Origin of the sequence: Thalassotalea hakodatensis (assembly GCF_030295995.1) — a bacterium.
GTDB classification, from domain to species: domain Bacteria; phylum Pseudomonadota; class Gammaproteobacteria; order Enterobacterales; family Alteromonadaceae; genus Thalassotalea_C; species Thalassotalea_C hakodatensis.
Map to the genome: position 1 here is coordinate 3,520,764 of NZ_AP027365.1, position 20,924 is coordinate 3,541,687.

20 protein-coding genes are annotated in these 20,924 nt (G+C 38.9%); 1 reads left to right on the forward strand and 19 read right to left on the reverse strand.

The window, feature by feature from the left end; genetic code table 11:
• Nucleotides 1-107: 107 nt before the first annotated feature.
• From QUE72_RS15570 to QUE72_RS15600, 7 genes are all read right to left on the reverse strand, one after another.
• Nucleotides 108-4,271, reverse strand: coding sequence for a LamG domain-containing protein (locus QUE72_RS15570; protein WP_286270000.1), 4,164 nt, complete (start codon nucleotides 4,269-4,271; stop codon nucleotides 108-110).
• 225 nt (nucleotides 4,272-4,496) lie between these two features.
• On the reverse strand, nucleotides 4,497-5,126 hold the full coding sequence (locus QUE72_RS15575) for a PEP-CTERM sorting domain-containing protein (RefSeq protein WP_286270002.1): 630 nt from the start codon (nucleotides 5,124-5,126) through the stop codon (nucleotides 4,497-4,499).
• Nucleotides 5,127-5,299: 173 nt separating this feature from the next.
• Nucleotides 5,300-5,710 (reverse strand): pilus assembly PilX N-terminal domain-containing protein, encoded by a 411-nt coding sequence (locus QUE72_RS15580; RefSeq protein ID WP_074500282.1) that lies wholly within the window; start codon nucleotides 5,708-5,710, stop codon nucleotides 5,300-5,302.
• Between the two features lie 19 nt (nucleotides 5,711-5,729).
• Nucleotides 5,730-6,479, reverse strand: a complete 750-nt coding sequence (locus QUE72_RS15585) for a type II secretion system protein (protein WP_286270003.1) — start codon at nucleotides 6,477-6,479, stop codon at nucleotides 5,730-5,732.
• Nucleotides 6,479-7,024 (reverse strand): type II secretion system protein, encoded by a 546-nt coding sequence (locus QUE72_RS15590; RefSeq protein WP_286270005.1) that lies wholly within the window; start codon nucleotides 7,022-7,024, stop codon nucleotides 6,479-6,481. Before QUE72_RS15590 ends, QUE72_RS15585 begins: the two co-directional genes overlap by 1 nt.
• A complete protein-coding gene (locus QUE72_RS15595; protein WP_074500274.1) occupies nucleotides 7,014-7,523 on the reverse strand; it encodes a type II secretion system protein in 510 nt (169 codons plus the stop codon). The genes QUE72_RS15590 and QUE72_RS15595 overlap by 11 nt, the downstream gene beginning before the upstream one ends.
• Nucleotides 7,520-8,011, reverse strand: a complete 492-nt coding sequence (locus QUE72_RS15600) for a prepilin-type N-terminal cleavage/methylation domain-containing protein (protein WP_074500272.1) — start codon at nucleotides 8,009-8,011, stop codon at nucleotides 7,520-7,522. Before QUE72_RS15600 ends, QUE72_RS15595 begins: the two co-directional genes overlap by 4 nt.
• A gap of 161 nt (nucleotides 8,012-8,172) precedes the next feature.
• Between QUE72_RS15600 and QUE72_RS15605 the strand changes: the two genes are divergently transcribed.
• Nucleotides 8,173-9,906, forward strand: coding sequence for a PglL family O-oligosaccharyltransferase (locus tag QUE72_RS15605; protein ID WP_286270006.1), 1,734 nt, complete (start codon nucleotides 8,173-8,175; stop codon nucleotides 9,904-9,906).
• 68 nt (nucleotides 9,907-9,974) lie between these two features.
• Here the strand turns inward: QUE72_RS15605 and QUE72_RS15610 are convergent, their stop codons facing one another.
• The 12 genes from QUE72_RS15610 to QUE72_RS15665 form a co-directional block, all read right to left on the reverse strand.
• Nucleotides 9,975-10,418, reverse strand: coding sequence for a type II secretion system protein (locus QUE72_RS15610; protein WP_286270008.1), 444 nt, complete (start codon nucleotides 10,416-10,418; stop codon nucleotides 9,975-9,977).
• Between the two features lie 20 nt (nucleotides 10,419-10,438).
• Nucleotides 10,439-11,050 (reverse strand): pilus assembly FimT family protein, encoded by a 612-nt coding sequence (locus QUE72_RS15615; RefSeq protein ID WP_286270010.1) that lies wholly within the window; start codon nucleotides 11,048-11,050, stop codon nucleotides 10,439-10,441.
• Nucleotides 11,051-11,151: 101 nt separating this feature from the next.
• The gene (locus tag QUE72_RS15620; RefSeq protein ID WP_286270012.1) at nucleotides 11,152-11,637 is read right to left on the reverse strand and encodes a hypothetical protein; all 486 of its coding nucleotides are present in this window, start codon (nucleotides 11,635-11,637) and stop codon (nucleotides 11,152-11,154) included.
• A gap of 2 nt (nucleotides 11,638-11,639) precedes the next feature.
• A complete protein-coding gene (locus tag QUE72_RS15625; RefSeq protein WP_286270014.1) occupies nucleotides 11,640-12,872 on the reverse strand; it encodes a type II secretion system F family protein in 1,233 nt (410 codons plus the stop codon).
• 6 nt (nucleotides 12,873-12,878) lie between these two features.
• On the reverse strand, nucleotides 12,879-14,594 hold the full coding sequence (locus tag QUE72_RS15630) for a GspE/PulE family protein (protein WP_286270015.1): 1,716 nt from the start codon (nucleotides 14,592-14,594) through the stop codon (nucleotides 12,879-12,881).
• Between the two features lie 4 nt (nucleotides 14,595-14,598).
• Nucleotides 14,599-15,750, reverse strand: a complete 1,152-nt coding sequence (locus QUE72_RS15635; protein ID WP_286270017.1) for a tetratricopeptide repeat protein — start codon at nucleotides 15,748-15,750, stop codon at nucleotides 14,599-14,601.
• Nucleotides 15,747-16,649, reverse strand: a complete 903-nt coding sequence (locus tag QUE72_RS15640) for an ExeA family protein (RefSeq protein ID WP_286270019.1) — start codon at nucleotides 16,647-16,649, stop codon at nucleotides 15,747-15,749. Before QUE72_RS15640 ends, QUE72_RS15635 begins: the two co-directional genes overlap by 4 nt.
• Before the next feature lie 17 nt (nucleotides 16,650-16,666).
• The gene (gene mshL / locus QUE72_RS15645; RefSeq protein ID WP_286270021.1) at nucleotides 16,667-18,364 is read right to left on the reverse strand and encodes a pilus (MSHA type) biogenesis protein MshL; all 1,698 of its coding nucleotides are present in this window, start codon (nucleotides 18,362-18,364) and stop codon (nucleotides 16,667-16,669) included.
• Between the two features lie 2 nt (nucleotides 18,365-18,366).
• Nucleotides 18,367-18,693: a hypothetical protein gene (locus QUE72_RS15650; protein ID WP_286270022.1), complete on the reverse strand. Its 327-nt coding sequence runs from the start codon at nucleotides 18,691-18,693 to the stop codon at nucleotides 18,367-18,369.
• Nucleotides 18,686-19,369, reverse strand: a complete 684-nt coding sequence (locus QUE72_RS15655; RefSeq protein WP_074500248.1) for a hypothetical protein — start codon at nucleotides 19,367-19,369, stop codon at nucleotides 18,686-18,688. Before QUE72_RS15655 ends, QUE72_RS15650 begins: the two co-directional genes overlap by 8 nt.
• A gap of 1 nt (nucleotide 19,370) precedes the next feature.
• Nucleotides 19,371-19,973 (reverse strand): PilN domain-containing protein, encoded by a 603-nt coding sequence (locus QUE72_RS15660; protein ID WP_286270025.1) that lies wholly within the window; start codon nucleotides 19,971-19,973, stop codon nucleotides 19,371-19,373.
• Nucleotides 19,966-20,877 carry an MSHA biogenesis protein MshI gene (locus tag QUE72_RS15665; RefSeq protein ID WP_286270026.1) on the reverse strand — a complete coding sequence of 304 codons (912 nt, stop codon included), beginning with the start codon at nucleotides 20,875-20,877 and terminating at the stop codon, nucleotides 19,966-19,968. The genes QUE72_RS15660 and QUE72_RS15665 overlap by 8 nt, the downstream gene beginning before the upstream one ends.
• Nucleotides 20,878-20,924 lie beyond the last annotated feature (47 nt).

Here is a 20,924-nt window from a genome sequence, read left to right on the forward strand (position 1 = left end):
TTGCTAATTGTCGGTAATCATACCCCAGTATGTACTAGATGTGATGCCTCAATGATGAAAAAAACACGTTTTTTTGCAACTTTTTTCATGAAAATGTCAAAAAGCGGTTATTTTTGAATTTCTCGCCACGAAATTACCCGATCGTTACCACGAAATAGACCAAAATTTAATAACGCTGCAGGGTTATCATCGTTATTGCCATTATCTTGCCAATCGTATTTTAACCATGCAGGCACTTCATATTCAAACCGTAATACACCTTGTTCACCATTTCTGGGGGCGCTGAAAGTAAATCGGCTTGGCTGTTCAATAAAGTGTCCCGCGGCAAAAGCACCTGAAGTTGCCGCTTCAACATCTGAAGCTGTTAATCCATCTGAATTATCTTCATCAAACAATCGATATTGTCCTTCCCCTAAGCCACCACTAAAAATTGCACCAGAAGCAACTTTATCGTTAGGCGTTCTATTTAATGACGGAGTCGTACAGCTATCACTTGTATTGGTCATAAACTTACCACCATTAAAATATTCAACCGTCATTGCAACGGGTAAGTCTTCGGTTTCTGGACCATAAGCATTATCCATGACCCATCGACCATAAAGCATTTCACTAACATCGATTGCCAATGCTTTCGCGGTAAAGTTACCCGCATTCGATAACATATCTAAACTTAGTAATTCACTGCCTTCAGGATCAACAAGCTTAATACCGTACCGAAGTTGTTCATAGGGACCATCGATAGTTGTTAGTCGATTAAATTTACCAAGGTCATCACCTAAATGATCGTCATCATTTTCATAAACACCTGATTGCCAACTGCCTTTAAAGTCAGCTAATCGCGTTGTTAAATCCGTTACATTGGCATTTTCAGCAACAAAAGTAATATTCGCCTTAATAAAGTCAAAATTGCTAGTTTTAAGATAATTTTCAGTTTTAACACCTTTTGAATTTTGCGCCTCTATCTGATAATTGAATTTAATTTCTGGTTGAGACATATATGTCATAGCATTACAAAAATTATCTACACCACTACTGATCATCGCAAACTGCGCCGGCACAAATCGCCCGATAGCCGACTGGCCTTGCGCATGATTATTGTTGTTATTGGCATTTTGTACTTCACGAGCAAACAATTTAATTAATCCTACTTCACTGTATGCCGCACCTTGATCATTGACTGTGCTATTGTATTCCCCTTGAGAAAAAGGCACCGTGACACCGGTATAATTTTCTGCGAGGGTATTTGACACTAACCCTAATACACTTTTAGCAACCAATACTCCCTCATCACCTTCGCTAAATGGCGCTGTGCGTTGTAACGCCAACTCAACATTTTTGTTAAAATTCTTTGTCACATCACCTGATTTATTCACGGCTTTTATCGATAAATTAAACGCTTCACCCGCTTTTTGAATACTTCCCCCAGTATCGCTTGTGTTATCTAGGCTATTTCCGGAAGAAGTAAAGGCTGAAATTAAAAACGCATAAGGCCTTACATAAAAAACATCACTGTCTCCAACAAGCGTGATTGCAGGGTTGTCTACAGTAGCGGGAATAGTGTGCTTGGCATATAACGCAATTTCACCTGCATCATCATAGAGGTTATTCGGCAATTGCGCTTGCGAGTTCACATCAAACGTTAAACTGACCGATGTATATTGACTGGGCGTTGCACCGTTGTACTTCGGTATTATGCTATTGCCCATGGCGTAGTCCTGCGTGCCATTGGTTGTATTTGGCGTGATAGCTTTCATGGCGAAATCAATATCTCTAACGCCTGGGGTATCAAAATATCCTTGGCATACCCCTTTATTATCTTTCACTGCTTGAATAAAGATTCTCGAGTTTCCAGCAGAAAGCATTGGCTCGCCAGCAACTTCAATGTTATTGAAGCCGGTAATTTTAAAGCCCGCGTTACTAAACGTGATTTCACAATCATTTGGATTATTACTATTACATACGTATCCGTTGCTAGCTGCAATACTGGCATTATTAATTGATAACGTCGCCGTCTCTGCGACTTGAAAAGGTAAATCAACCGTGGTGCTGCCAATAAAACTGACCGTTTGAGTCACGGCATGTGAACTACCTGTAGCAACAAGATCTACATTGACAATATTGCTCGATTCTACACAATTTGCGCCAAAGCTATTGGTACATGCTTTTATTGTGATGGGCTCCGGTTCACATGTTAATCCTGTTCCACTGTGCGTGATTAAGTAATGATCCACATCGGTCAGTGGACAACTCGGGTTGTTATCAATAAGCGTTTGTACTTCTGCGGCAGATAATGCATTTTGAAAAACATGAATATCATCAATAAGACCATGGAAGAAATATTGATTGGTACCTACCCGTTTACTGATCGCTAATGGGTCATTGGTTTGAACTAATGTTGTCGCAGAGAAAGATTTACTAGCAACAACGACACCGTCTTGATATAGCTTTAAACTTGAACCATCAAATACCAAAGCAACATGTACCCAATCACCTAATATTGCAGGTAATGACGACGTAATTTCATGCCTACCATTAACCGTTTCGGCCCGCCCCTTTAAAACACCTCTTTCAGAAAAAATACCCATTTGTGCTCTACCAGATCCACCGCCGTGTACTGATTTGGCCATTATTTGTGTAGTACCATTCCAACTATTCGCCCTAAAATAAGCAGCATAAGTTAAGGTTGAAGAACCGTTTAATAGGTCGTTGTGGGGAATTTCAACGTGATCGTTACGTCCATCAAACTCACCATATCGACATGACGCATTACCAACGGTATTAGCGCCATTATAAGCAGTACCGTTGATGCCATTAATACTGTCAGTAACTAAGCCAGTGCCACCTTGCCACGTTGGCTCTTCCATTTTTAAATGCAACACTTCTTTTGGTTGTGCTGTTGAGCCACAACTGTAAGTAACAAAAGAGTCTCGCTTCAATTCAATATTATCACCCGAAATTGCGCCTAAAATAGTGGCGCTCCTTTCAATTTCAATATCTTCAATGGCATATAAGAGCGCAGTCAGATTAACGTTACGGTTTAACTTTACGCCTTGATAGGCATAAATATGAAATTCACTCGCATTCCCCCCCTGATTTATCGTAGTATTTCTTGGTAACTCCAGCGCATTATTATTTCCATCACCATCTTTAAAAAACAGACGTACTAAGCCACTGCCAATCACTTCAAAATTAAGAGCAACGCCTGAATAGGTTAACTCTTCAATCCAATAATCACCTGGCGTCAAGCGCAAAGTAGCGTTAGCTTTTAATGATAGTGTTTCAATGCGATATTCAGAATAGTTAGATGAAAAGTTTAACGTGCCATCTCTTTCTATTTCGACTTCTTCAAAGTTATTGCCATTGATAGTTCTCGTACTATTTCGTGAGACACTGAAATCTCGGCTACTTGATGTTGTTTTAAATCGAGACTCGACAATTTTAGTGGTTGGTGAACCTGAAGCTGAACATTGCCCATAGATATCACAAGAAGAATTATTACTTGAATGCATAATCCTTGCTGTAGCGAGAAGGTTATCAGGATTATTGATAATTTTACTATCACGATAAAAATGTATTTGGCCATTATTTGTGTGGCTCGTTAAACCATCGACAAATGTTGAATTACAAGAAAAGTCAAAAGGTTTAGTATTGACACATAAACCATGTGTATCCATATCGGTTATATCTTCAGCATCAAAATCAAATTCACCTTCACCATATACCGCTAGCGCTCCACCAACTGAAATAGCGCCATTAATATCAAAGTCATTCCCACCCAAACTTCCTATTACAGCAGAACCAGCCACATAAATATTCGCATTAATTTTGACATCGTCGGCAATCGTTAAGGCTCCAGTTACAACAATTAAAATATTGCTTGGTACTCCTGATAAGTTAACTTCAGAACCAACAGGAATTGTCGCGTTTCCGTCAATGTAAATAACCGCTGTACCTGCTCCAGAAAATGTCAGCCCTTCACTGTCAGTAAGTCCCCAACTAGAATAATAATAAACCCCATCGGTTACGGTGGTTAGATTAAACGCGCCGTTATTGGGTAAACCGGTTACAGAAGGGGGGGTAAAGGTCGGTATAGTAACGCTCTTGCACTTATTGCTATTACATTCACTATCATCACCATACGAAAAAAATTGTTTACTGCCGTTCACAGCAAATGAATGATCTTGCTGAGGAAAGATCTCTGAACAATCTATTGCATTAGCAACCACTGAACAACATAACAAAATGGTAGCAGCAAATACCTTAATATACATATGTTCCTTGACACGGTTTCGCACATGATTAGTTAAAAGGTACTCTGATGTTATCGAATTGACAAGTAACAGCTTGTATTTATAAAAATAATATTAATTTCAATTGCGACAGCAATACAAAAAGAAAAAACCCCGCATGTGCGGGGAAGATTTTCATGAAACATCGGGTTACGAATAACAATGTTCTCATAAACAACATCGTTATGTGTAAAAGCGGTAATCAATCTAGTAACGTACTAACTTACGAGACACTATAAAAACAAGACCTAGCGCAATTAAAAGTAATGACGCTGGTTCAGGTACATCAGCTGATGGGGTGTCAACTAACGATTCCCTTACATAAAAGGTATCAGCAAAATCAAGATAAAAAGGAATTAGCCCCGCTTCGTTTCGCTCACTGGCAATTATACCAATAAGGAAATCACTTGTAGTGACAACGTCTTGATCTAATATATTCTGATTCAGACCAGTAAAAACGGAATTAAAATACTCTACAGCGTGGATATAACCTGTCGCATTTCCCTGAGCATCTTTAATGGTAAAAGCATCTAAAGTTAATACCTGATGAATAAACACCAATTGTTCTAACGTAGCATACGTCCAGTTTTGTTGAACTTCAGGCGCGTATAATGTGTTTGTTCCCCAAGTTTCTGCATTTACTGGTGAAACCCATGCATAATCCCACCCATTTGCTGAAACATAGTGAATATTTTCAGAGGCTGATGATAACTGATCGACCGCGTTAGTATAATCATGACTATCAAGTTCAGACTGCGTTAAATTAGTGATCAGCGTTGCCTGTGAAGCACTAGTTAAACATATCGATAATAATATTAGGCTAAAAAAACTTTTCATTAATACCACCTCTATTTAATGAGAAGACTCACAAAACGTGTAATCTTGAGTTTTTACAATCAAATTACATGCCAATAATATATTTTTCATTATTTTCAATATATTGATGAAAAATTTAACGGTGAAAAATTTAATACTGTAAAGAAATCCTACAATATTGTGTTACAGGAGTGTTATAAACTACGTGCCTGTACTTCTATCGTTCGAGATGTCACAACATCATCAACAGCGCAGCTTCCCGTGCTAGTTAATCGGTAATAACGCACACCAGAAACTTCAATATTGTCTTCACACGTTGTATTTATCACTTGGCAATTTTGAAAACCATCGACAGAATCAATCCGTGGCGCAGGCCCAAAAGATGTGCAACGTTGTGCAGGGTTGTTTAATGGGAAGAGTTTATTTAGTTGCCATTGCATACCTGTTTGAGCAGCATGAAAAGCGCGAGTGCCAAGCACTTCATAAACCACGGTATTGCTACTTGTGCGTAGCATTTTTACTAATGCTACGCCAAGTAAACTCATGACAACAATAACGAAAATAGCGATCACAAGCGCACTGCCTCGTAGTTGCTTTCTATTCATTGTATTTTTTCCTGATACGCTATGGAACATTTGGCACCTGTATCTCATTACTAAACAATGCTTGTTCATCATTTTCTTTAAATAACAGCGAAATACGCACTAACGCGTTTCGTTGTAAACTTGCTGGTATCACTTCAATAATTGACGATGCTGTGTCTATACCTTCAGCGATTGTCACACTATTACGCTGTAAAGTACCTGTGCTTGTTAAGCAAATTTGAGTGTTATTGCCAATAAAATAAACGCGCTTAGTGGGTGAATCTGTATTAAATATCACGTTAGTAGCAAAGTTTACCCGCCAGGGTATTATTGAGTCATCAATGGTAGTGAAGCTTTGTACTTTACCAGAAGCTACATTCGTATCTGATTGATGTGTAGGGTACACAATCACTTTATCTGCGTTTGCAATATCTCTCACTTCAAATGGTACAACTTCTATAGCGTTTTTTGGTGACTCTGGCGATACAGGAATATCAATATAAGTCGTTACGCCCCATATCGGCATGAAGGTTAAGCACGTTGAGCTACCAGCATTTGTCACACGTAAAGAGTTTGGTAATGCTTGTCGCACTTCTCTATTTAGTCGTTCAATTGCAAATCGCGCACCACTAACTAACTTATCTCGAGCAGTAGATTCGGCGTAAATATTACTGCCAAATTGCAAAAAGTTACTAACACCTACCGCCAATATCCCCAGGATTACAATAACCGTAATTAACTCAATCAAGGTAAAACCATGCGCTTGACGTATAGAGCTTTGAGAGAACATCAGTGGTTTGTCCGGTAGGTTGAAAACGTAAGTTCGTAACCTGTTGGCGTTGTTACAGTCACCGTGATAAGTTTTGCCGTATTGCGATTATCATCAGTATCACCTTCTTCATAAGTAGCACCATTATAGTCACTATCATTGCCTACTTTGACCGATAAGGTATAGCCTAAATAATCAAGAGCATTTTCTTGAGAATCTTCAATTTCACCGACGTTATAAATTAGCCCATGGTAATCATCTACATCATCAAATTGCTTACGTTCATTAGCTTCTTCATTTCCCATGCTTGTGCTGCATGCAGCAATACCTGTTTCACCACAGCGTAATCGGCCTCCAGACTTATCGCTATTTTCATCGAATGCTTTTTGCTGAATTTCATTGAGCATTGATTGTGCTAATTCAGCACCTCGTATTTGATGCAATACACTCGCACTTTGCTCAGTCGCGGGGTATAATAAACTAGTTAAAACGGCAAATGAAATAGAAAGCACCACCATACCAACAATGGTTTCGATTAACGTAAAGCCTTTACTCTTAACCTTCATAAATAAAGCCTTCTATATTTACCAATACTTTTACGGTTTTTTCGCTGCCTTGTATCTGTATTTCACAAGGTGCGGTACAATTGTTCGGCCGTCCCATCTTATCAAATTGAATATCTGCTCCGCTAAAAGCTACCTCATGATTTGCATCTATTTGAACACTCGTAGGGCCATCTTCTTTGGTTAAGTCATATCGTGCATCATCCTGCCAATTACTCGCATGACAATTATTCGAGGTACTAAGATCTGTTGCTAATAACCCAATAGTTTTCGCTTGCACTTTTACCGTATGGCAATGTTCATCCGTTGCTTGTTGCATTGCGCGCATTTGCACAGCACGCAAGGTTGTGATGATTTCATCTTGATAGGTCATTTCTTCATAACCGTTGCTAGTAAACCATTTAGGTACAATCGTTACCGCAACAATCGCTAAAATAATAATAGTTACGACCATTTCAATGGTGGTAAACCCTTGTAACGGGCGATGTGGAGTCGTTATCATGGGCAAGGGTTCATGCCCACTTTAGCTTTAGATGTATCGGTAGCCGCTAGATAAAACACGATACAGTCTTCATTAATGTTATTAGGTACTGCTTGACCTTTTGGATAAATGATAAACCGAGTACTATCAGTAGTGGCAGTGTGTGTAAACTCATCGCGATCATAGGTAATTATTTTTTGCCATTCACTATCTGAGCCAAGTGGATAACCATAACTCACCGCAACCATTTGACCATCGAGGGTTACGCGCGGGAATGCTAATGCAGTATTTGCATTCGGTGCAAACGGTAATTGGTGATTACCTGCAACCACTGACTTTCCATGTACTCGTGCCATCCCTCCTTCAATCGAAGCCTTTATCGCTTCTAGGGTTGTTGTTTTTGCATTACCGGAAAAGTCGATATACTTAGGCACAGCAATTGACGCTAAAATACCAACGACAATGATCACCACAATCAATTCTATTAAGGTAAAGCCGTTTTTATGCATTAGTGTGTAACCCCAAGTGTATTGCTATCAACTTTCTATAACACTTCAATCATAATGAATATTCTTCAATAAATACAACTCTTGGGTAAAAATCGTTAAAAAGTTGAAATAAAATCACTTTCTACTTAATCTGCGTTTAACGCAACTTAACTCTTCACCTTATGGCTCGCTTTAACCAAATCTCGTTTTTCTTATTGTTCGGTTATTTTGTTATTGGTATGCCATTTATTATGGAGACGTCCGGTGGTAGTGGTTTAGCCTATTCATTCAATGTGTTAGCGTGGCTTTGCATGCTGTTAACCATAGCTTTAGCGTTATTTAAAGCGTCTACTGAGAAAACATTTGCCATATCATGGTTTGAATATAGTTTATTAGCGGTTTTATTGTGTTTATTGATACCTTTCTTTTATGGTGCAGATTACCGTGACTTTGCCATTCCCCGATTTTTAGGTGCTTGTGTTGCTATCGCTTTTATTATTGCGCTGCATCAATTTGATATTTGGCGGAACAAAAAGCATTTACTTTTAGGGTTAATTTTATTAGCTGTTAGCATTCAAGCCGCGGTTGGACTCTTTCAATTAAGTCTCACTGAATATTTTGCGCCACTTCATTTTGATCCTCAACGTAATCGTGTTTATGGTCTATTTTATCAGCCGAATGTCATGGCAAGTTTTATCGCAACGGGTTTCGCTATCTGCTGTTATTTCATGGCAACACGGCAATTATTAGCAAAAAAATGGCTCGTACTACTTTTAATTCTACTCGCAATTTTTACGGTTTTACTGACCGATTTATTATCATTAACGGGCAGATACGGCGCAATGACTGCGCTCATTTGTATTACCCCCTTACTCATAAAACGTTCAATTAAACGTACGTTGGCTTGCTATGTTGTTATCGCTGTGGCTGTACTGACGACGCTTTATATCAATAAGCACACTGATGAACCCAGTTATATAAAGGATGAACAACGCAGCGTTAATGTCAGAGAAACTATTTACAGCGTTAGTTTAAAACTCTGGCTCACTGAGCCGTTAACAGGAATTGGATATGGCCACTTTGAGCGCGAATACCTCGACTTTCACAACCAATTAAAAAAAGAACAGCCAGCAATAGCTGAACCCTTAATTAATCTAAGCCATCCGCATAATGAGCCACTGTTATGGATTGTTGAAGGCGGTGTTATACCACTGATTGGGTTTTTATTATTGATAGGCTTATTTGTTCGATTAATGGTTAGCAGTAAAAACACCTATCAAGCCGTTGCTTGTTTAGGGCTGTTAATGCCTATTGCTTTGCATACGCAAACAGAGCTACCTTTTTATAGCTCGACGCCTCATTTGTTAGTATTTGCAATGCTCATTGTGTATGTTTCTAAAAAACTACTAACAGATACCGCAATTACCACTAATGAAGGTAGAGCTATATCCTCCTTTAAGCGTAACGGTTACAAAGCCTATACAGTAATATGGCATAGCAGCGCAAAATTAACGGCAATACTGATTACAGTGATCTCAACAACTTTTTTACTAACCACACTACACACCAATTATATTGTCACGCAATACCAAAAATCTTCGGTGCAAACGTTAGATAAGTTAGCAGCAATTATTAATCCACTACCTTGGCGAAGTAAAATTGAGGCGCTTGTCTTTCATAATATGCTGTATTCAGGCGTAAAGCATAAAGACATTCAAAAAATAGCAGCCTTTGCTAGCTGGGCGGAAAAAAGAGTAAAGCGAAAACCGAGAAAAGCATTATATGAACAGCTTTTATTTTGTTATCAAATTAGTGGAGATGAAAAAAACTATCAACGTGTACTACAAGAAGCAAAAGCGACCTACCCATTAGTTAACAACTGGTCTATCACAGCTAAAAATTATAATGAATCATAAATACTAATTGCTTTATTGGTATAAAAAACCGAGCGTTAACGCTCGGTTTAAATGCATACAATTACCGCTTAACACGCATCTAAATCAACCGCGGTTATTTCAGGGCGACCATTGATATTTGTTAAGTTATTGTTATAAGTCACACGACAATTTGCTTGATCATTTGACTCTAAATGAAAAAATGCCCCCGCAGCAAAACTTACTGACTCATCAATATCAATTAAGTCAACAATTGATGCATTGGTTGGCCATCCAAATGCAAGGTTGACCGTTTCGCCAGCCATTGAAATAGACGCGCTACTTGAGGTTTCACCTTCAACCAATGCTTTTGCATGAGCTAAATCAGCAGCCGAATTAATCGAGCCTTGTACACCTTGCATCACTGACGCTTTTGCATCCCCAGTTAGGTCGATAAATTTAGGCGCGGCTGTCGCTGCTAAAATACCTAAAATGACAATCACCACAACAAGTTCGATTAAGGTAAAACCTTTAACATTTGATAATTTTTTCATAGTAAATCCCCGAACGATTATTAATTATTTATTGTTATTGCAACCGCACTGTTTGCGGGTTGATATGTAAAGTAGTTCGCAACGCTATTGATGTTAGTAACATCGTAATCGCCATTAGTGTCTTTCGCAATGGTTTCTTTCAAGTAATAAAAACACGTACTTGCAGCACCTGTACCGGTTTTTGCTACATAATATTGCATACTAGTGTCGCTATTTAAGGTACCAGGAACATCCGTTACTTTAGGTGGTTGCTGTAAAATACTGTTCCAAACGTCAACACAATTTGCAGCATCAAAACCACCACCTAGACTTGCACCATCATTGCTCACAGCCGTAGAACCCACCACATAACCAGGGCGAATACCGGCAGCTTCTGTGGTTAATAGCACTTCTGTTCCGTCATAACTCACGACATTACGGCCACCAGTATCTTGTTCTCGACCTAACGCTTCCCATTGCGCTCTCGCCAGCGATATACCCGTTGCAAAGCCGCCGGCCATACCTTCAATATTGGCTTCTTTAGCACGATCGGTTAAATCTAAAAACTTAGGTATTGCTGTTACCGCAAGAAAACCCAAAATTACAACAACGATAACCAGTTCAATCAATGTGAAACCTGATTGCTTTTTCATATGACACAACCTCAATTAAGATCTTAAAATTATTCTAACAACGTTTTAACTAATAAGTCACTGGTTTATATTTACTAATGATTATTAACATTGACGCCTTTTTATTTTATTACCATTACCTGACTCACTGTACCTGTTTGCAGGGCATAGTCAAAGTATTCTCCGCTAGCAAGTTGATACCGACAACTTCTTTGTAAGGTCGGCTTTTCTCTAAACCTTTCAATAGCAGCGACAGGTTGGTTCATAAAAGTTAACGGTGATTGCATAACAACTTGCCAAATCTTGCCACAATTATTGTTAACCTGCTGAAAGTCAACCCAGCCTTTCCCATTTACAGAAATCGTCATATCTTCTTTCTTAATAGTAACAACACTTGGTTGATTTTCCATAAACCATTGCGCTCTTATCGACATTACTCTAGTGGAAAACGTTGATGCTGCGGTTTCAAAGCTAACTTTAGTAAAGCGTTGTTCTTGCTTAAAGAAATAATAAATAAATACTGACATTAAGCAAGCCACTAACGTAATAATAATAATATTTTCACTGAGTGATTTTTCTCGGCTATTTGCCTGCTCTTGCTGTGTCATTTTTACCCCTTAAACGCAGACATCATATCCCACATTGGTGTAAATATACCTAAAGCTAAAATGAGTACCATGGCCGCAACAACCGCTATCAAAATAGGTTCGATTTTAGCGGTTAACGTACTTAATTCGTAATCAACTTCACGTTCATAATATTCCGCTACCTCTTGCAATAGCTCATCAACTCGGCCAGTTTCTTCACCAACAGCGACCATCTGTAATACTAACGGGGTAAACAACTCACTCGCTATTGCTGAACGCAGTAAACTTTCTCCACTCTCGATTGCGGTACGCATTGCAACTATTTTCTTACCCATATAGCTGTTATCAACAGCTTCTGATACTAAGGATAGACCTGTAGTCATCGGCACACCAGCTTTTAGTACAATGGCAAAACTATGTGAAAAGCGTGCAAGTATCGAACGTTCAATAATAGAGCCAACAATTGGCAAGCGAGTTTTGATACGATCCCAGCGATATTGGCCATCAGTGGTTTTTAAATAACTTCGCGTGCCAAAAAAGCCAAGCACACACACAATGAGCATATGCGGCCAATATGTTAAGAAAAAAGCTGAACTATTAATTAACGCTTTAGTTGCCCAAGGTAACTCGGCACCTAACTTAGAAAACATATCAGCAAAGGTTGGAATAACAAAAATATTTAAAATAACAATGGCAATAACAATCGCAATGATCACAAAAGACGGATAACGTAAGGCCGTTTTAATGCGTTTTCTCGTCTCTTGTTCACGTTCAAAATAACTGGCTAATTTCGCAAAGGCTTGTTCAAGTTGTCCGGTATTTTCACCTACGTGAACCAAAGAAATAAACAGTGGCGTAAAAATTCTCGGGTGATGGTTTAACGCAGAAGAAAGCGCATACCCCCCTTCTAACTGTGATGCTATCTCGACTAACGCTTTTTTTAACTGTTTGTTCGTGCTGGAATCTGCCATGCCATTGATAGCACGTAAAATGGGAACCCCTGAACGAACTAAGGCATACATCTGGCGACAAAACACGATCAAATCATCTAACGATACAGGTGAAGAACCAAATATTTGCGCCAAATCCAACTGATTATTGGCATCACCTGATTTGTTTTTACTTGGCTCAATGGCGATTGGAATTATTTGCTGGCGATTTAGCTGCTCGGCTACAGCCGTAGCATTAGCGGCTTCAATTGACCCCTTTACCTGGGTGCCGCTGCTATTTCTACCAATATAATCAAATGCCGCCATATCTTGTTACTCGCTCACATCAACCATTTCAACAAGGCGTAACACTTCTTCAACGGTCGTTATTCCTTGGGCGGCATAATCAAAAGCAGCCATCGCTAAAGGAATAAACCTAGGGTGTGCTTTTGCTTGCTCAGTAAACATTTCAGCATCATCTCTTTTTAATGCCGCCATCATCGGTTCATTCATTTCTAACAATTCAAATACACCAATTCTGCCTTTATAGCCTGTATATTGACACGATTGGCAACCTGTCCCTTGTTTATAACTTGCTTGTGTGGCTTTCTGTCCTGCTAAGTGGGATAACCACATTTTTTCTTGGCTGGTTGGTTCATGCTCACTTGCACAACTTTCACATACGCGTCGTACCAACCGCTGGGCAATAATCGCACGTAAAGAGCTACCCACTAAAAAACCTGCTGCGCCCATATCTATCAATCTTAATGCGCTAGTTATAGCATCATTAGTATGTAAAGTTGATAGTACCAAGTGACCTGTTAATGCGCCTCGTAAACCAATTTCAACGGTTTCATGATCACGCATCTCACCCACCATGATAATATCAGGATCTTGGCGTAATGCCGTACGCAACACCCCTGAAAAGCTTAAATTTATTTTACTGTTAACTTGTACCTGATTAATACGTGGTAAACGATATTCTACGGGATCTTCAACCGTGATTATTTTTTTAGATGACTGGTTTAGTTCACTTAACGCACCATATAATGTAGTTGTTTTACCGCTACCTGTGGGGCCAGTAACCAACACCATGCCGTGCGGACGGGTTATTTGATGTCGTACCCGTGCAACTAGCTCAGCAGGCATACCCGTTTCATCAAGCGACAGTAAACCTGCTGATTGATCTAACAAACGCATAACCACTGACTCGCCATGTTGCACCGGCATTGTCGACATACGCACATCAATACTGTGCCCTTTAATTTTTAAATTGAAACGGCCATCTTGCGGTAAACGTTTTTCTGAAATATCTAACCCTGCCATGAGTTTCAACCGTAATACCATGGCTGAGGCTATTTTATTTTCTTTTAATACATTTTCTTGCAACACACCATCAATACGTTGGCGAATACGTAAAAGGTTTTCATCCGGCTCTATATGGATATCTGATGCACGCATTTGCACGGCATCTTCAAATACTGATTGTAATAACTTCCCTACGGTTGCGTCACCGCCCTCATCGACAAACGAAGTCGTTAAATCAAATTCAGAAGATTGATCGTATTCTTCTTCTAATTGGCTAGCGAAAGATTCTATATCTGCTGTACGGCGATATAAGCCATCAAAAGCTTGATAGAGTTGAGATTCCATCACTACCGCAAGTTTTATTCGGCGTGGCGAAAGCATATCTTCAAGTTGATCTAAACCACCTAAATCAGCTGGATCACTCATGCCTACAAGTACTGCATCACCTTGATCTTCAATGATGAGTGCTCTTAAACGTCGGGCATGTACTTCTGGTAATAATTTTGCGACTTCAGTCGGAATTCTACGCTGACTAATATCTAAAAATGGCACATCAAGTTGTTGTGCAAGAAACTCTAATAGCTGTCGTTCTCCTAAATAACCTAATTCAATTAAGGTATCACCAAGTTTTCTACCCGTTGATTTTTGACTATTTAGTGCTTGCATTAATTGTTCATTAGTAATGATATGCTCATGAACAAGCAAATCACCAAGTCGCATTTTTAATTTAGGGGCAGCCATAGTGTTATTCTCCTATCTCTGTCAGTCGTTGACGAATAAACTGACGAGTACTTTCAGATATATCATTCGTTTGTTGAGTTTGACGGTACGCACTTTTCGCTAAGTTAAATTCGCCTTGGCTATCTAATGCAACGGCATATCCTAGCCACCATTTTCCTTGAGCAGGCTGTAGTTGAGTAAGGCGTAAATACGCTGCTGCGGATTTTTTATGATCGCCCACTTGCTGAGTTAACGATGCCAAAAGCGATTGAAATTCAACATTATCGACTTTGGCAAGCGGCAGCAAACTTGCAATAGCATTTGAAAGCATGCCTTGCTTAATATAAATACGTGCTTGCATTATCCTAAAATCAGGGTTTTGCGGTGCGAGTGAAATCCCTTGAAACAACACATTTAAAGCCGCACGATAATCTTGTCGGCCAAACCAGAGTGCAGCAAGCTGTTTTCTGCTTGAATGATGTGTTGGTTGTATTAATAAAATTTCTTCTAGAAGTTGTTCCGCTTGTTTGATCTCACTTCGTTCTATGGCTTGTTGAGCTGCATTTGTTTTTTGATCAACGAGTTCTTTCGGCGTTAACTGTTTACGTGCAATTGAAAGTGTTGGTTTACTGTCAGTTTTTGAGCTCACGTGTTGTTGAGCCGTATCATTCTCTTGTTGCTTAACTGTATTGTTAGTTGTTGTAGGTTGCTGCCTGTGTACCTGTTCATTGCTATTGTTCGATGGCACATTTTTCTGTATTGATAAAGCAATTTGTTGGTTTTCGTTTTGTTGTTCGGTAACCTGCGAACTTATATTTTCATCAACTCGATTTACAGACTGTTTAACTACCGTATTTTGGCGTTCAGTATCAATCGAACGTTGAAGGGAAGACTCCTTAATGCTGGCCGCCGGTGACTTTACTTGATGTTCAAGCTGTTCACTTGCAATGTTAGCCGTTGAAGTTATATTTTGCTGAGCTTTTAATTGTTGATTTTCTTGGTATTGCCACCAAATAATTAAGGTAAAAACATTAATTAAAACCAAACTAAGCAGTATAAGTAACCATGTTTTTTTTGGCTGACGTTGAGTAGCAAATATGTGCTGCCTTTCGTTATTTATTGATTCATCACCTTGGCGCTGATCTAAATCTTTTAGCATTTGGTTAATTACACTCACAGTATTTCTCCAAGGAAGTACCACCCTATCAATAACATACTCAATAGCACACCGCTAGCAAACCAGCCATTAACCCTTACTGCTTTTTCAACTGTTGCTTCTGTATCTTTTACGGCAAGTTTAAGATGTGTTTTAGTCAATTGGTAGGTTCCTTGTCCATAGCTTAACATCAGCATTTTATGGCATAAGATATTGACTAGCCTCGGAATGCCTTCTGTAACTTTTGCGATCTGTTGACATAAATTTTTATCAAACAACTGCGCACCTTTATAGCCAGCAATATGCATACGATGATCAATATACTGTGCAACTTCTTCACCAGTCATAGCTCGTAAACCATATGAAAAAGTGATGCGTTGCTTTAATTGTCTAAACCTTGTTTCATTTAATCGCTGATCAAGTTCAGGTTGCGCAAATAACACCACTTGCAGTAATTTTCGTGTTTCTGTTTCTAAGTTGGTAAAAAGCCTTAATGCTTCTAAGCTTTCAGCCGGCAACGCCTGTGCTTCATCCAAAATTAGTACCACTGAATGACCTTGACTGTGTAATGTGAGAAGTCGTTCCTGAATACGTTGCGTTAACAGTTGCACCGACATTCTTTGAGCTTGTTTAACACCTAACTCTACCGCGACTGCTCGTCGAAGCTCATCTGGTTGTAAGTAAGGGTTAGGTATATAAGCTGTTACAAAATGCTCTGGTATTTCATTCAATAACTTACGACATAGCAGTGTTTTTCCTGTACCAACCTCACCAATAACCTTGATGAAACCTTCACCTGTCTTTAACGCTGTCAGCAATACTTCAAAGGCTTCATAGTGCGGTGCAATCCCCAAATAAAAGTTGGTATTTGGGGTTAGGGTAAACGGTAATTCACGCAAACCAAAATGATAAAGATACATATAAATGCCTAAGGCGCTTATTGCGTGTCTTCTTCAGGAAACCATTGTTTCAATAATTGTCGAGCATCTTCTAATTGGCTTTTCCAAGTATCTTGACCAGTCACTATCGGTTTCAACATCAGTACCAGCTCTTTCTTCTGAGTACTTTGACTTTTGCTTTTAAACAGTTCACCCATCAATGGAATATCACCTAGTAACGGCGTTTTAGACTCCATATCAATTTTAGTAGTTTCTATAAGACCACCAATAACGATAATTTCACCTGATTTTGCCCTAACGACAGTATCTGATTCTCTAACGCTACTTTGCGCCAGAGGTAACACATAATCTTGACCATCTAAGCGTATGGTTTTTGTTTTCTCTTGTACTGTTGTCACCGAAGGGTGAACATGAAGAATAACTTCGCCATTAGCATCTATTTGCGGTGTAACGTCTAGCGCTATTCCTGAGAAAAAGGGCGTTAATTCTATTTCTGGCGTGGTGGTGGTAGCAGTACCGGTTGTAGTCGTTGATGAAACTTCAGTGACAAAAAACTCATCATCACCAACTTTTATCACCGCCTTTTGGTTATTCGTTGCCGTAATACGAGGGCTAGAAAGCACTTGTACATTCCCTTGTGTCGATAGCAATCGTAATACCCCTGAAAAATCAGTGTTCTTAAAGAAGCTAATGCCAGTAACACCACCGATAGTGTTTGAAATAGCATTACCTTCGATATTTCCAGTAGTACTAAAACCAATTGCGGTTTCGTTAAAACCACGATGTAAGCTACCAAGGATACTTTCCCATTCTATCCCTTGTTGGTAATCATCATTTAAGGTGACTTCCAATATTTTTGCTTCAATAATCACTTGTCGGCGCAATAATTCTTGCGTACCGGTTAAAAAGCGCTTAATTGCTTTGATATCTTTCGGGTATGCTCGCACTGTCACTAAACCTGACTGGGGAGATACCACCACTGAGCTTTCTGAGTTGTCACTTGCACCAATTAAATTTTCTAAATTTTCTTCAAGTTCTTTCCAAAAATCTGATTTATTCTCAGTGTATACGTTGGTACCATTAACATTCATTTGTGCCGATTGATTATTTTGACCACCGTTACCATTTTGATTTTGTCGGTTATTGTTGTTCGAGTTATTGTTGCCATTATTTTGACCACCGTTATTACTATCAGCATTACCAACACCACCTGAATTAACACTCATGGTAGAAAAACCACCGCGAGTAATGAACAAATAATCTAATGGTATTGTTTCAGTACGGATACCTGCCGGGTAAATCTGAATAACTTGGCCTGTTTGGTGAATTTCATAACCATATAATTGCTCTACAACATCGAGCGCTTCATTCAGTGTGACATCTTTTAAATTTAAGGTAATTGCTCCTGTCACGCCTGGATGCACAGCAACACTATAACTAGAATCTTCTACCAACGCGGCAAAAAATGCTTGCGCATCAACACCACTCGCACCAATATCTAATCGCTTCTCAGATAATAAGCCTTGCCTTGCTTGATTCATACTCTGTTGCATTAAGTCTTGCTGCACCGCCGATGGAAGACTCGCAAGGGGTTTAGGTGCTTTAGTATTCTCTGCAGAAGCAATTGCTTTATCTAATTCGTCGGTAATATGTTTGGGTTGTGGTGGAACAGATTGACAACTCGCTAAGAAGATTGTCATTGCACCTAGTAACATACTTTTTGAAGGCTGATTCATAGTTAATTATCTTTTTTCTTTGAATTGTCGACAACGGACGAGAACAATGACAGCTTTATATTTTTCTCATCAGACGAAAGTAATACGTAACGCGGTGTAACCTTAGTCAATCGGTATTGATTTAGCTTATCACCTTGTTTTAACAAGGTACCATTAATAACAACGTTAAATTGTTTACCTGATTGCACAATGCTTTGAAGCACAAGTTCAGCGTTAGCTTGCTGTTGTTCACTGGCAACTTCTTGCTTTAATAGTGGTTTTGTTGGGTCAGTAGATTGCCCAAGGCTAACAAAAGAAACGAGCACTAAACTTAACAATACTTTATACACCTAAAAACTCCTTATTCGTGCTTAAGCTATACATCGTTATTGTTAATTCACCCTTAGGGTACGCCATTAACTGATAATCAAATGTTTGCCAGAAGAACTTCCATTTCAGTTTTTCTAAAGCTGCTATATAGTCTTTTAGTGCGAAATAATCTCCGGATAATGTTAATTTAACACCATGTTTATACAATGATAATGATTGTACTGGTAAAGGTTGTTCAGCAACGTTTTTCTTTTCAGTTTCAGGAGTTAACTCCATAGGCTCTGCGGCAAAAACATCGAACGATGTTAACGAAACAGCTTTTTTTGATGACAATAGATCAATAAGTGCATGCCGCATTTGAATGGGGTTAATAAGATCTGACGCTAATAAACTAAGCTGTTGATCAACTTCACTCATTTGTAATTGATATTGGCTCAGCTGTTTGCGGATCGCATCATTAGGATCTGTCTTTAATGCCTCAGCAAGCACATCAACCGTCATTTGTGTTGATTGAATATCAGCTACATTTTGTTGATGCTGTTTAGTAAGCTTTTCAATTTGTAGTAAATTATCGTCAATGAACATACTAAATATAATGAAGATAATCGCAATCAAGCCAGTTAGGATGATCAAGTATTGTTCTCGGGGTGTGATCTGCAAGAACTTATCAGCATATATTTGCCAACGTTGCTTCATCTTATTGCTCCTTGCCTGTCTGTTGACGAGAACTTATGACAAACTCCGTTAGCTTTTGATCATTTTCTTGTAAGGTGAAATGACTAAAAACATGTCCAGAAAGAAACGTTGATTGCTCAAACGCAGCTAACCACAAAGGTACACTTTCTGGCGTATTTGCTACCCCGGAAAAGCGAATATAATCCCCTGAAATTGTCACCTGCTTTAAGCTAATATCACGATGATGATATTGCGATAACTCAGTCATTGCCGCAGAAAATCCAGCAGCATGTGTGGAAGAGGTATCCGTCAACTGCTGATGCAATAATTGTTTATTTTTAAACAGTAATTTAACGGTTGCTAATTGTTCTACCAGGGCTGTATCAGCTTTGTTTGATGCTACTTGACTTTCGAGCGTCATTTGCTGAGTAACTAAAGCTTCTTTTGCTAATGTTGATTTCGCTACTTGCTTTTTACTGTCATTAAGCTGATAGTGCGACCACGTTAGCCACAAAAGCATGGCAATAAATACAAACACCCATAAGGATACGACACGCGCTAACGTCAACGTAGGCTGTTTAGCAATAAGTTCAGGTTGTAATAAATTTATCGAATACTTAGCCATCGACAACCTCAGACATAGCTTGAATACGTGTCGCTCCTAAACTCGCCGCATAGGTACGATATGGTTCAAAACCTTCTGGCATAGTAAATAAATTGACCGCAACATTAGCATTTTCAGCTAAACACCGGGCTAAATAAGCTTCGTTTTCAATGGGCACTAACACCTCAATACTTTTTATTGGTGCTTGTTTCATTTGTCGCTCAAAGTAATCCATAGAACGCTGAATTTCTAAACTCAATGAGTCAATCGTACCAAAGCTAAGTTCTTGTTCTGTTTTCTCACCAATTTGCGCCATACCTCGAAGTCGTCTTTGAAAGTATAATCGTCCTTGTTTAACAATGAGCAATAACATATCTTCATTAGGTTGTTGGCATAATAGAATTTTAGCGTCATCAATATTCGGCATTAAAGCAGCAAAGGCAAACTCTTCAATAGTAATTGATGCGACACTAAGTTGTTGAGTATTCAATGATGTTAACCACGTTGCTAGCATATCTTTCGCCGCACAAATCACATGTATTTTATCACTGTCATTTGACGTTTTAGGTGCATCAAAATAGTCAATCACCATATTCTCTGGAGGAATTGACACTAAATCTTTGATTTGCCATTTTAACGCACTGTTGATTTCTTCTTCTGGCAAAGCAGGTTTATCAATTTGTACCACTTGGTTATGTTTCGAAGACAAAACTAAATGGCACTGACCACTTGGTTTATATTTTTGATGCACACGAGTAAATGCCGCATTGAAATCGCCATCTGTTAGTTCCATTAACTTACAACGCGCATTAAGACTATGATCTAAAGAACATAGATGAATAGAGCGCTGTTGTAGACTAAGCCCAACGATATTGCTTGAACCGTGAGGTTTAAATACTTGTTGAATCCGTGACGCTAGTGACATTTAATTGATATTATTGTTGTTTATAAGAGTCGGCATGTTTTTCATTA

What these genes read in the sequence shown, in the direction of transcription:
- QUE72_RS15570 (WP_286270000.1), bottom strand. Translation starts at nt 4,271, where the DNA reads ATGTATATTAAGGTATTTGCTGCTACCATTTTGTTATGTTGTTCAGTG.
- QUE72_RS15575 (WP_286270002.1), bottom strand. Translation starts at nt 5,126, where the DNA reads ATGAAAAGTTTTTTTAGCCTAATATTATTATCGATATGTTTAACTAGT.
- QUE72_RS15580 (WP_074500282.1), bottom strand. Translation starts at nt 5,710, where the DNA reads ATGAATAGAAAGCAACTACGAGGCAGTGCGCTTGTGATCGCTATTTTC.
- QUE72_RS15585 (WP_286270003.1), bottom strand. Translation starts at nt 6,479, where the DNA reads ATGTTCTCTCAAAGCTCTATACGTCAAGCGCATGGTTTTACCTTGATT.
- QUE72_RS15590 (WP_286270005.1), bottom strand. Translation starts at nt 7,024, where the DNA reads ATGAAGGTTAAGAGTAAAGGCTTTACGTTAATCGAAACCATTGTTGGT.
- QUE72_RS15595 (WP_074500274.1), bottom strand. Translation starts at nt 7,523, where the DNA reads ATGATAACGACTCCACATCGCCCGTTACAAGGGTTTACCACCATTGAA.
- QUE72_RS15600 (WP_074500272.1), bottom strand. Translation starts at nt 8,011, where the DNA reads ATGCATAAAAACGGCTTTACCTTAATAGAATTGATTGTGGTGATCATT.
- QUE72_RS15605 (WP_286270006.1), top strand. Translation starts at nt 8,173, where the DNA reads ATGGCTCGCTTTAACCAAATCTCGTTTTTCTTATTGTTCGGTTATTTT.
- QUE72_RS15610 (WP_286270008.1), bottom strand. Translation starts at nt 10,418, where the DNA reads ATGAAAAAATTATCAAATGTTAAAGGTTTTACCTTAATCGAACTTGTT.
- QUE72_RS15615 (WP_286270010.1), bottom strand. Translation starts at nt 11,050, where the DNA reads ATGAAAAAGCAATCAGGTTTCACATTGATTGAACTGGTTATCGTTGTT.
- QUE72_RS15620 (WP_286270012.1), bottom strand. Translation starts at nt 11,637, where the DNA reads ATGACACAGCAAGAGCAGGCAAATAGCCGAGAAAAATCACTCAGTGAA.
- QUE72_RS15625 (WP_286270014.1), bottom strand. Translation starts at nt 12,872, where the DNA reads ATGGCGGCATTTGATTATATTGGTAGAAATAGCAGCGGCACCCAGGTA.
- QUE72_RS15630 (WP_286270015.1), bottom strand. Translation starts at nt 14,594, where the DNA reads ATGGCTGCCCCTAAATTAAAAATGCGACTTGGTGATTTGCTTGTTCAT.
- QUE72_RS15640 (WP_286270019.1), bottom strand. Translation starts at nt 16,649, where the DNA reads ATGTATCTTTATCATTTTGGTTTGCGTGAATTACCGTTTACCCTAACC.
- mshL (WP_286270021.1), bottom strand. Translation starts at nt 18,364, where the DNA reads ATGAATCAGCCTTCAAAAAGTATGTTACTAGGTGCAATGACAATCTTC.
- QUE72_RS15655 (WP_074500248.1), bottom strand. Translation starts at nt 19,369, where the DNA reads ATGAAGCAACGTTGGCAAATATATGCTGATAAGTTCTTGCAGATCACA.
- QUE72_RS15660 (WP_286270025.1), bottom strand. Translation starts at nt 19,973, where the DNA reads ATGGCTAAGTATTCGATAAATTTATTACAACCTGAACTTATTGCTAAA.
- QUE72_RS15665 (WP_286270026.1), bottom strand. Translation starts at nt 20,877, where the DNA reads ATGTCACTAGCGTCACGGATTCAACAAGTATTTAAACCTCACGGTTCA.